Genomic DNA, 11,716 nt, shown 5'->3' with positions numbered 1-11,716 from the left:
AGGCAAAAAAAACGGGACATCAAGTCCCGTTTTATCGTTAAAGCTAAAATTTTATGCGTATACCGGGAAGCGGGCGCACAGTTCCAGCACCTGCTTTTTCACGCGTTCGATAGTGGCTTCATCGTTGACGTTGTCAAGAATATCGCTGATCCAGCCAGCCAGCTCGCGTACTTCGGCCTCTTTAAAGCCGCGACGGGTTACGGCCGGGGAACCGATACGGATACCGGAAGTCACAAACGGGCTTTTCGGATCGTTCGGCACGCTGTTTTTGTTTACGGTGATGTTGGCACGGCCCAGCGCCGCATCGGCTTCTTTACCGGTCAGGTTTTTTGCCACCAGATCGATCAGGAACAGATGGTTGTGGGTACCGCCAGAAACGATGTCGTAACCGCGCTCCAGCAGCACTTCCACCATTGCTTTAGCGTTTTTGGCAACCTGCTGCTGATAGACCTTGAACTCTGGCTCCATCGCTTCTTTCAGCGCTACCGCTTTACCGGCAATTACGTGCATCAGCGGGCCGCCCTGGCCGCCAGGGAAGACGGCAGAGTTCAGTTTCTTATACAGATCTTCGTCGCCGCCTTTCGCCAGGATCAGGCCGCCGCGCGGGCCAGCCAGCGTTTTATGCGTGGTGGTGGTAACGATATGCGCATGAGGAACCGGGTTTGGATAAACGCCTGCGGCGATCAGGCCAGCAACGTGTGCCATATCAACAAACAGGTAAGCGCCGATGCTGTCTGCGATCTCGCGCATTTTTGCCCAGTCGCAGACGCCGGAATAGGCAGAGAAACCGCCAATGATCATTTTCGGCTTGTGCTTCTGCGCCTGTGCAGCCAGATCGTCGTAGTCAATTTTGCCGGTTTCGTCGATGCCGTAAGGCACCACGTTATAAAGCTTACCGGACAGGTTAACCGGTGAACCGTGGGTCAGATGGCCGCCGTGCGCCAGGTTCATGCCCAGAATAGTGTCGCCCGGCTGCAGCAGCGCGGTATAAACAGCAAAGTTGGCCTGTGAGCCGGAATGCGGCTGCACGTTGGCATAGTCTGCGCCAAACAGCTCTTTCGCACGGTCGATAGCCAGCTGCTCGATGATATCCACATATTCACAGCCGCCGTAGTAGCGCTTGCCCGGATAGCCTTCGGCATATTTGTTGGTCAGCTGAGATCCCTGCGCCTGCATGACGCGCGGACTGGTGTAGTTTTCCGAAGCAATCAGTTCAATATGCTCTTCCTGACGCACTTTCTCTTGCTCCATTGCCTGCCACAACTCGGCATCATAATCGGCAATATTCATATCACGCTTTAACATCCGCTTCTCCTGACTCAGCTAACAATCTATTCGGCATTGAACGGCCCTTTTGGGCGAAGGCCAACAGTGTAAACCGTTTTGCCCGTTCAGGGATAGCCAGAAAGCGCGGTTTTTACGCAAACGATTGGCTCTACGGCTGGCAAGGGTTAATTAATCGTTTTCTCCACGCGGCGAGCTGGATAATCCCTCATCATGCGAATGCAAATTTTTCATCTTCGCTTGTTTTATGCGGTAATAAATCACCCTGTTTAGTAGAGGGATATTTACAAAACAGGCCGTTTCGCTATAAGATGCATTTAAAATGCAACTTATAGAGATCCCCAGGAGCACGCTATGTTAGACGCCCAGACTATCAGCACCATTAAGGCAACCATTCCCGCTTTGCTGGCAACCGGTCCCGCCCTCACCGCTCACTTCTATGAGCGGATGTTCACCCATCATCCCGAGCTGAAAGACATTTTTAATATGAGTAACCAGCGCAATGGCAATCAGCGGGAAGCGCTGTTCAACGCCATCTGCGCCTATGCAGGTAATATTGAAAATCTACCCGCTATTCTGCCCGCGGTAGAAAAAATCGCGCAGAAACACACCAGCTTTGCAGTGAAGCCGGAACAGTATCAGATTGTCGGCGAGCATCTGCTGGCCACGCTGGATGAAATGCTCAGCCCCGGCCAGGAAGTGCTGGATGCCTGGGGAAAAGCTTACGGCGTGCTGGCTGGCGTGTTTATCAAGCGCGAGGAAGAGCTGTATGAAGCCGCGGAGCAGCAGCCGGGCGGCTGGCGGACACCGCGCGCCTTCCGTATTGCAGAGATTACCCAGCAGAGTGAAGTGATTAAAAGTTTCCTGCTGGTTCCCACGGACGGCAAGCCGGTAGCCGACTATCAGGCCGGACAATATCTGGGCGTATGGGTGCGCAACGAAAGCTTTGCCAATCAGGAAATCCGTCAGTATTCATTGACTCGCGCGCCTAACGGCAAAGATTACCGAATTGCCGTGCGTTATGAAGCAGGCGGAACGGTTTCCGGCTGGTTACATCAGCATGCGCGCGTGGGCGACGAAGTACAGCTCGCGGCTCCGGCCGGTGATTTCTTCCTAAACGTGCAGCCGCAAACGCCGGTCACGCTGATTTCCGCAGGCGTTGGCCAGACGCCGATGCTGGCGATGCTTGAGGTACTGGCGGCGGCCGGACATCCGGCACGCGTGCAGTGGTTCCACGCGGCTGATAATGGCAAAACGCATGCTTTTGCCGCTGAGGTTGCCGCCGCTGGCGGTCAGCTTCCACTTTTTTCTCAGTATATCTGGTATAAAGACCCGCAGCCTGAAGACCACAATCGCTATAACGTGCCGGGCCTGATGAACCTGCTGCCGATAAAAAACCAGTTCAGCGATCCAGCTACGCATTACTATCTTTGCGGCCCGATTGGGTTTATGCAGTTTGTTGCTGCACAGCTGGTAAAAATGGGGACAGATACCGATCGGATCCACTACGAAGTGTTTGGTCCGCATAAGGTGATTTAAGCGAGGCGTGGGCTTAAGCCTGTTAAGCAGGACGCCGCCCTGGAGCGGCGTCTGAGCAGATAGCTTTCTGAACAGCTGGCTATTGCGGGGTGGTTTCTGAACAGTAGCCTGATGCAGACTGGCGCTGAGAAATAGCGCCAGGCAGACTGACTCTGAGAAGTAACTCAAGACAGGCTGGCTCTGAGAAGTAACTCAAGACAGGCTGGCTCTGAGAAGTGGCCCAGGCAGACTGGCTCAGAAAAGTAGCCCAGGGCCGATGGCTTTATCGGCCTTTCATCAGCGCTCGAGCGGCTTAAATAGCTTCTTCGTCTTCTTCGCCGGTACGAATACGTACTACGCGAGCCACATCGAATACAAAAATCTTGCCGTCACCGATTTTTCCGGTCTGGGCGGTTTTCATGATCGTTTCCACGCAGGTATCGACAATATCGTCCGCCACCACGATCTCAATCTTCACCTTTGGCAGAAAATCGACCATGTATTCCGCGCCGCGATAGAGTTCGGTATGGCCTTTCTGACGACCAAAACCTTTTACCTCGGTCACGGTCATACCGGTGATCCCTACTTCGGCAAGCGCTTCGCGCACGTCATCCAGCTTGAACGGTTTGATAATTGCATCAATCTTTTTCATGACAGGCCCTTGTTATTCCCTCACCAGCCGGAGGATAAGTGTATTTTAGTGGACGGACAGCGGACAGCCCGACTCTTTTCCGGGTGGATAACCTATCACATCCCGACCCTGAAGCGGCACAAAAAAACTACTCTTTAAAATCAGAGGGATCCAGCTCGTGACGCGCCAGTAATTTATAAAATTCCGTGCGGTTGCGTCCCGCCAGGCGAGCCGCGTTGGTTACGTTACCCCTGGTCATTTGCAGCAGCTTACGCAGATAGTTCAGCTCAAACTGGTTTCTGGCCTCTACAAAGCCAGGCAGCGCCGTATTTTCGCCTTCCAGCGCCTGTTCTACCAGCGCCTCGCCAATAACCGGCGCGGAGCTTAGCGCCACGCATTGTTCAATAACGTTGACCAGCTGCCGTACGTTACCCGGCCAGCTGGCGGCAATCAGGCGCTTCATCGCGTCGGTAGAAAAACTGCGCACGAAGGGTTTATGCCGCTCGGCCGCCTGTTTTAACAGATGGTTTGCCAACAGCGGAATATCTTCAGCGCGTTCATGCAGTGCCGGAATACGTAGCGCGACCACGTTCAGACGGTAAAAAAGATCCTCGCGGAATTCTTTTTTCTCCATCGCTTTTGGCAGATCGCGATGGGTGGCAGAAATGATGCGCACGTTAATATCCAGATCGCGGTTGCTACCGAGCGGCCGGACTTTACGCTCCTGCAAAACGCGCAGGAGCTTAACCTGTAGCGCCTGCGGCATATCGCCAATTTCGTCAAGAAACAGCGTGCCGCCTTCCGCCGCCTGAAACAGCCCTTCCCGCTGGCTGACCGCGCCGGTAAAGGCACCTTTAGCATGGCCGAACAGCTCCGATTCGAGCAGCTGTTCCGGCAGTGCGCCACAGTTAATAGCGATAAAGGCCTTGTTCGCTCGCGGACTGGCCGCATGGATTGCCTGAGCCAACACCTCTTTACCGGTACCGCTCTGGCCGGAGATCAGCACGCTGACGTCCGACTGCGCGACCATTCTGGCCTGCTCCAGCAGCCGCAGCATCAGCGGGCTACGGGTAACGATGCTTTCACGCCAGGCATCGTCGCTGGCCGGCGCGCGCTGGGCAAGCGCCTGGTCGATAGCGCTATACAGCGCATCACGATCGACAGGTTTAGTCAGGAAGCTGAAAACGCCCTGCTGCGTGGCGGAAACGGCCTCCGGGATAGAGCCGTGCGCGGTCAGGATGATAACCGGCATGCCGGGATGGCTTTTTTGCACTTCGCCAAACAGCGCCAGGCCGTTCATCTCGTCCATTCTTAAATCGCTGATCACCAGATCGATGCGCTGGTTTTGCAGCATGCGTAGCGCTTCCGCGCCGCTTTCGGCGGTAAAGACGCTAAAGCCTTCGCTACTCAGGCGCATTCCAAGCAGCTTCAGCAGGCCCGGATCGTCGTCCACCAGCAGCAGATTGGCCGATTTTTTCATTGTCGGGTCTCCTTTTCCACGCCGCTTTTATCGTTGTGATTGTCTGTGCTGTCAGGAGAGTGGCGAGATGAAAGCTGGCGCTCAATGTCCGTTAGCGAGTCAAGCTTGCGGCGCGTGACCTTTAATTCTGCGCTTAAAGCCACCTGCTGCTGGCGCAGCGTGTCCAGCTGGGCGTCGCTGGTTTGCTGGAGATGGTGATAGCGCGTGCGCTCTTCTGAAAGCTGGAGCTGCGCCATCTGGTTATCGCGCCACAGCTGCTGTAACGTTCTGACCGGGGCCGGAAAGTCGCGGCCAAATTCGTCAAGATGCAGCATATACTGGCGTCGTTCAATCGGCGTGACGTTACCGTTAGCCATCAGCACCCCTTGTTTAAACGCGGCCTGCCAGCTGTCAGCTATCTGGCGTCTTGCTTCGGCGCGGGCATCGGCTGGCGATAGCCTGGCGGCACAGTCCATCGCCCGTAGCCAGTAAAGCGCGTTATCGGTTTTGCTTTCTTCAACATTCCAGATGAGCGCGCAGTCGACCAGTCGATAGTCAATCACGCTCGCTTCGGGTTCTTTGGCCTCGTGGAGCCCGGCTATTCTGGCGTCTGGCTTATGGCTTGCGCAGGCCGCCAGCAAGCCGGCCAGCAGCGTGATAGCGGTCAGTTTGCCCGGCTGCGCAAAAAATCCCGCAGCAAAAAAGAGTGAAGATCTCATTATTTATGCTCGACGATAGAATTGAGTTCGATGCGAAAGCAAACGTCCGCCTGTTTGCTGGTCGCCAGCCTGAGATCGCCCTGTAAACGGTTCACGCAATCTTTGGCGATACTGAGTCCCAGACCGCTGCCTTTTACCGCGCCTTTGCGCTGCTGGCTGCCCTGAAAAAACGGTTCAAAGATCATCGCCCGTTCGCTTTCGGGAATTGGCGAGCCGCTGTTAGCGACTTCGATAATGACCTTGCGGCCCTCTGGCCAGCTGCGGATCCAGATAGTACCGGATTCGTCGCCGTAGTGTATCGCATTCGAGTAGAGATTATCGACCGCCCTGGTCAGCAGCGTCTCTTCTGCCCGGCACGTTTTGGCCGCCAGCGCGATGTCCGTCTGCATCATACGTTTGCGCGCCGTCAGATTATGGCTGTCGACGATGCGGTCAATCAGCGGCCCCAGCTCAACGGGTTTCAACACTATCTGCGCTTCCGAAAGCTTACGGTTATAGTCCAGCAGTTGCTCAATCAGCCGCTGCAAATGACGGCTGCTTTCATCAAGAATAGTAACCACATCGCGCTGGTCAGCCGTTAACGGGCCGGCCACTTCATCCGCCAGCAGCGCCGTGCCTTCCCGCATGCTGGCCAGCGGCGTTTTCAGTTCGTGCGAGATGTGTCGTAAAAACTCGTGCCGTTGCGATTCCAGAAAGACCAGCCGCTCGCTCAGCCACAGGATGCGCTGCCCCAGCGAACGCAGCTCGCGCGGCCCCTTTAAGGCCAGATTATGGCTGGCGGAACGCCCTTCCCCCAAGCGGTTAATCATGCGCTCCACGGCTTTTACCGGCCCAATAATCATGCGGGTAAACAGCAATACCAGGCCAAGGCTCAGCAGAAAAAGGATAAGCGCCTGCCAGCCAAAATACTGGCCGCGCTCGGCTATCTCTCTTTGTAGCTGTAGCCCGCGAGAAAAGGCCGCTTCGCGAGTAAACTGCACCAGCTGGCCGTTAGTGGCGGAAAAGCTTTCCAGATTATCGGAGGCCGCTTTTACCGGGCTGCTGTTTTCACAGCTGATTTTATCCAGGCGGGAAAGCAGCTGCTGTAGCGTCTGAGAAAGCTTCTCGTTCGGCAACGCTGCCGTCTGCTCCGCGAGCATCTGTACATATTTGGTCCGCTGGCTTTGATAAAGATTGGCCAGCATCGGATCGTCCAGCACGCAGTACTGGCGATAGCTTCGCTCCAGCTCAAGGGCGGTACGCGCCATCGCCTCGCTGCGCCGCACGTCGGTCAGGGTCGAGCGGTTGGTATCCGCCGCCTGGTTACTTAGGGCGGAGAGGCTTTCCCATGCCTGCCACGCCAGCACCAGCAGCGGCAGCAGCACCAGAAGAAAGGCCATCAGCACCAGCTGACGTAAGGATTGGGGAAAAAAACGCCATGTTTTCACGCGCAGCTCTCTTTAGACAGTTCAGCCCGATGCTAGCTGAGTGCGACGCCGGAAGAAAGCCCTGCGGCAGAATGAAAAACGGCAGGCTTAAAAGCCTGCCGCTAGAGCGATGTCGGTAATAACCGCCATGCCGAAAAAGGTGGTGCCTAACTCAACGTTGCGCCCGTGGTGTGATAAAGCCATTGCTGGTCTGTTATCGGTCCGGTGGACGGCAGGCACCGTATTGTGCGTCATTCGAGGTTGTTATGAAGCGCTTGACCGCTTGCGCAGGGCTGTCATAACCAGGTGAATGAGCCACTGGATAAACTATAGCAAAACCCGTGCCATGTTTAAATTTATTTTTTATTACATTGATTAATAAGAAGAAAAAAACATGATGGGTTTATGCGCAGGCGAGCCGGTTTTCACAGCGCCAGGAAAGTGTCGCCAGAAAGAAACATCTTTAGGATTAACCTTAATAGATAAGCTTAATCAATGGGTTATGTGTCGCTATTTAGCGACACATAATATTGGCCGTGTCGCTGATTTACAACAAACGGGATACGGGATTAAAAAAGGCAGCCGAAGCTGCCCTTTTATTACGCCTGGCGTATTAACCTAACTGCTTACGCGCGTTACGGAAAATACGCATCCACGGGCTGTCTTCGCCCCACTCCGCCGGATGCCAGGAGTTGCTGACGGTGCGGAAAACGCGCTCCGGATGCGGCATCATGATGGTGACGCGACCGCTTTCGTTGGTCACGGCCGTGACGCCGTTTGGTGAACCGTTCGGGTTAGCCGGGTAGCTTTCTGTCACTTTGCCAAAGTTGTCGACAAAGCGCAGCGCTACCAGTCCTTTGTGCTCCAGCGTCGCCAGATGCGCTTCGTCACGCACCTCGACAAAACCTTCACCGTGGGAAACGGCAATCGGCATGCGGGAGCCTGCCATGCCGTCCAGCAGCAGCGACGGGCTGGCCGCCACTTCTACCAGGCTGAAGCGAGCTTCGAAACGTTCGGACTGGTTACGCACAAAGCGCGGCCAGGCTTCGCTTCCCGGGATCAGTTCGCGCAGGTTAGACATCATCTGGCAGCCGTTACAGACGCCCAGCGCCAGCGTTTGCGGACGGTGGAAGAAGGTTTCGAACTCGTCGCGCACGCGGCTGTTGAACAGAATAGATTTCGCCCAGCCTTCCCCGGCACCTAGCACATCACCATACGAGAAGCCGCCGCAGGCAACCAGCGTCTGGAACTCTTCCAGGCCACGGCGTCCAGCCAGCAGGTCGCTCATGTGCACGTCAACCGCGTCAAAACCAGCGCGATGGAACGCGGCAGCCATCTCCACATGGGAGTTAACGCCCTGCTCACGCAGCACGGCCACTTTCGGACGAGCGCCCTTAGCGATATAAGGAGCGGCGACATCTTCTTCCGGCCGGAATGCCAGCTTCACGTTCAGGCCAGGATCGAGATCGTTTTTCTTCGCTTCGTGTTCCTGATCGGCACACTCTGGGTTATCACGCAGACGCTGCATCTGCCAGGTGGTTTCCGCCCACCAGGTACGCAGGGTCGTGCGGCTTTCGCTATAGACCGCCGAATCACCGGAAGTGATAACAAAACGATCGCCAGGCAGCGCGTGGCCAAGGAAATGGACGCAGTCGGCAAGGCCGTGATCGGCAAAGATCTGCTCAACGTGTTGGCGATCTTCAGCAGCAACCTGGATCACCGCACCCAGCTCTTCGTTAAACAGCGCCGCCAGAGAATCGCTACCCAGCGCGGCGATATCCGCCTCAATGCCGCAGTGGCCGGTAAAGGCCATTTCTGCCAGCGTGACCAGCAGGCCGCCATCGGAACGGTCGTGATAGGCGAGCAGCTTCTCTTCAGCCACCAGCGCCTGCATGGCGTTAAAGAAACCGGCCAGCTGTGTAGCGTCGCGCACGTCGGCAGGCTTGTCGCCCAGCTGACGGTAAACCTGCGACAGCGCGGTTGCGCCCAGTGCGTTAACGCCACGGCCCAGGTCAATCAGCAGCAGCGCGTTGTCGCGGTCTGGTTGCAGCTGTGGCGTAACGGTACGACGTACATCTTCCACGCGGGCAAAAGCGGTGATCACCAGAGAGAGTGGCGAAGTCATTTCGCGCTGCTCGGTGCCGTGCTGCCAGCGGGTTTTCATCGACATTGAATCTTTGCCGACCGGAATCGTAATTCCCAGCGCCGGACAGAGTTCTTCGCCTACGGCCTTCACCGCTTCATACAGCCCGGCATCTTCGCCCGGATGGCCTGCTGCCGCCATCCAGTTCGCGGAAAGCTTGATGCGCTTCAGTGAACCAATCTGCGTCGCGGCGATATTAGTGAGCGCCTCGCCCACGGCCAGACGACCGGAAGCAGCGAAATCCAGTAAGGCGACCGGCGCACGTTCGCCCAGCGCCATCGCTTCGCCGTAATAGCTGTCCAGGCTGGCAGTGGTCACGGCGCAGTTAGCAACCGGGATCTGCCATGGGCCAACCATCTGATCGCGTGCAACCATACCGGTAACAGTACGGTCGCCTATGGTTATCAGGAAGGTTTTTTCCGCCACGGTCGGCAGATGCAGCACGCGATGCACGGCATCGGCAACCGTTATCGCTTCACGCGCCAGCGGATCGCCTTTGGCCTTCAGCGTGCTGACGTCGCGCGTCATTTTCGGCGTTTTGCCCAACAGCACGTCCAGCGGCATATCGATTGGCTTGTTATCGAAATGGCTGTCGTTCAGCGTCAGATGCAGCTCTTCCGTCGCCTCACCGATAACGGCATAAGGCGCGCGTTCACGCTGGCAAAGCGCATCAAACTGCGCCAGTTTTTCTGGCGAAACGGCCAGCACATAACGTTCCTGCGACTCGTTACACCAGACTTCCAGCGGGCTCATGCCTGGCTCATCGTTAAGGATGTCGCGCAGATTAAAACGGCCGCCGCGCTCGCCATCGCTGACCAGTTCCGGCATGGCGTTAGAAAGACCGCCCGCGCCGACGTCGTGGATAAACAGGATCGGGTTTTCTTCGCCCAGCTGCCAGCAGCGGTCGATCACTTCCTGACAGCGGCGTTCCATTTCCGGGTTATCGCGCTGTACGGAAGCAAAGTCGAGATCCGCATCAGACTGGCCGGAAGCCATTGAGGAAGCCGCGCCGCCGCCCAGGCCGATATTCATCGCCGGGCCGCCCAGTACGATCAGTTTCGCGCCAACGGTGATTTCACCTTTCTGCACGTGATCGGCACGAATATTACCGATACCGCCAGCCAGCATAATCGGCTTGTGGTAGCCGCGCAGCTCGACGCCGTTGTGGCTGTTAACCTGCTCTTCATAGGTACGGAAGTAGCCGGTCAGCGCCGGACGACCAAATTCGTTATTAAACGCCGCGCCGCCCAGTGGGCCTTCGGTCATGATATCCAGCGCGGTGACGATACGATCCGGCTTGCCGAAATCCTCTTCCCACGGCTGTTCAAAACCTGGAATGCGCAGGTTAGAAACAGAGAAGCCTGCCAGGCCCGCCTTCGGTTTCGCGCCGCGCCCCGTTGCGCCTTCATCACGAATTTCACCGCCAGAACCGGTAGCGGCGCCAGGCCACGGCGAGATAGCCGTTGGGTGGTTATGCGTTTCCACCTTCATCAGGATGTGTGCTTCTTCCTGATGGAAATCGTACTGGCTGTCGGCATTGGCATAAAAGCGGCCTACCTGAGAACCTTCCATTACCGCCGCGTTGTCTTTATAGGCGGACAAAACGTGGTCTGGCGTTTTCTCAAAGGTATTTTTGATCATTTTGAACAGCGATTTAGGCTGCTGCACGCCGTCGATTACCCAGTCGGCGTTAAAAATTTTGTGACGACAGTGCTCGGAGTTTGCCTGCGCAAACATATAAAGCTCGATGTCATTCGGGTTGCGCCCGAGTTTTTCAAAAGCCTGCTGCAGGTAGTCGATTTCATCTTCTGCCAGCGCCAGGCCCAGCTTGCGGTTAGCCTGCTCCAGCGCCGCGCGGCCTTCACCCAGCACGTCGACGCTGGTGAGCGGTGCCGGCTGGTGATGGGCAAACAGCTGCTCAGCCTGAGACAGATCGCTCAGCACCACTTCCATCATACGATCGTGCAGCAGCGCGGCAAGCCCGCTCCACTGCGCTTCGGTAAACTGCGGCGCTTTCACATAGAAAGCCAGGCCGCGCTCCAGGCGCAATACCTGTGGCAGATCGCAGTTATGGGCGATATCCGTCGCCTTGGAAGACCAGGGAGAAATGGTTCCCGGACGCGGCGTCACCAGCAGCAGGCGACCTTCGGGAGTGTGTTCGGCGAGAGAAGGACCGTATTTCAGCAGGCGCTGCAAACGGGATTTTTCATCCTCGCTTAAGGGCGCGCTGACATCGGCGAAATGGACGTACTCGGCGTAAATGTCACTCACCGGCAGGTGAGCGTCCTGAAAGCGGGTCAGCAGTTTGTTAATACGAAATGCCGACAGAGCGGGCGAACCACGCAGAATTTCCATCATTAAAGATCTCTCGTCAGAGCGCCAGGCGACGCTTCTTTGGGCGCAACAGGGAAAACGGGCGCTATTATAGAGAATCCCCACCTGTTACGAAACCGTTTGCGCAGAATTTATCGCACAGAGGAATTGCCTGAAAAGCGCACAATTCCGGATGAATTCAGTTGCGCAGGTCGGTGGAGTTGCGCAAAATGCCCCACGCTC

8 protein-coding genes are annotated in these 11,716 nt (G+C 56.3%); 2 read left to right on the top strand and 6 right to left on the bottom strand.

Going from position 1 to position 11,716, the window contains the following annotated elements; all coding sequences use genetic code 11:
• Positions 1-51: 51 nt before the first annotated feature.
• On the bottom strand, positions 52-1,305 hold the full coding sequence (gene glyA, locus KUE00_RS15020) for a serine hydroxymethyltransferase (protein ID WP_246760697.1): 1,254 nt from the start codon (positions 1,303-1,305) through the stop codon (positions 52-54).
• Positions 1,306-1,638: 333 nt separating this feature from the next.
• On the opposite strand from glyA, the gene hmpA reads away from it, so the two are divergent.
• A complete protein-coding gene (gene hmpA, locus KUE00_RS15015; RefSeq protein WP_246760696.1) occupies positions 1,639-2,823 on the top strand; it encodes an NO-inducible flavohemoprotein in 1,185 nt (394 codons plus the stop codon).
• Positions 2,824-3,115: 292 nt separating this feature from the next.
• Here the strand turns inward: hmpA and glnB are convergent, their stop codons facing one another.
• From glnB to KUE00_RS14995, 4 genes are all read right to left on the bottom strand, one after another.
• Positions 3,116-3,454, bottom strand: coding sequence for a nitrogen regulatory protein P-II (glnB, locus tag KUE00_RS15010; protein ID WP_246760695.1), 339 nt, complete (start codon positions 3,452-3,454; stop codon positions 3,116-3,118).
• A 127-nt stretch (positions 3,455-3,581) separates the two neighbouring features.
• Positions 3,582-4,913 (bottom strand): two-component system response regulator GlrR, encoded by a 1,332-nt coding sequence (glrR, locus tag KUE00_RS15005; RefSeq protein WP_246760694.1) that lies wholly within the window; start codon positions 4,911-4,913, stop codon positions 3,582-3,584.
• On the bottom strand, positions 4,910-5,611 hold the full coding sequence (qseG, locus tag KUE00_RS15000) for a two-component system QseEF-associated lipoprotein QseG (protein ID WP_246760693.1): 702 nt from the start codon (positions 5,609-5,611) through the stop codon (positions 4,910-4,912). Before qseG ends, glrR begins: the two co-directional genes overlap by 4 nt.
• Entirely contained in the window at positions 5,611-7,038 is a 1,428-nt protein-coding gene (locus tag KUE00_RS14995; RefSeq protein WP_246760692.1) for a sensor histidine kinase, read from the bottom strand. Before KUE00_RS14995 ends, qseG begins: the two co-directional genes overlap by 1 nt.
• A gap of 373 nt (positions 7,039-7,411) precedes the next feature.
• On the opposite strand from KUE00_RS14995, the gene KUE00_RS14990 reads away from it, so the two are divergent.
• On the top strand, positions 7,412-7,639 hold the full coding sequence (locus KUE00_RS14990; protein ID WP_246760691.1) for a hypothetical protein: 228 nt from the start codon (positions 7,412-7,414) through the stop codon (positions 7,637-7,639).
• Here KUE00_RS14990 and purL read toward each other — a convergent pair.
• The gene (gene purL, locus KUE00_RS14985; RefSeq protein ID WP_246760690.1) at positions 7,631-11,518 is read right to left on the bottom strand and encodes a phosphoribosylformylglycinamidine synthase; all 3,888 of its coding nucleotides are present in this window, start codon (positions 11,516-11,518) and stop codon (positions 7,631-7,633) included. The two genes, KUE00_RS14990 and purL, sit on opposite strands and share 9 nt — an antisense overlap.
• Positions 11,519-11,716: the final 198 nt, after the last annotated feature.

This window comes from Erwinia phyllosphaerae (genome assembly GCF_019132875.1).
Lineage (GTDB): Bacteria > Pseudomonadota > Gammaproteobacteria > Enterobacterales > Enterobacteriaceae > Erwinia > Erwinia phyllosphaerae.
The sequence above is the reverse complement of the archived record's forward strand: the minus strand, read 5'-3'. Positions and strand labels throughout refer to the sequence as shown.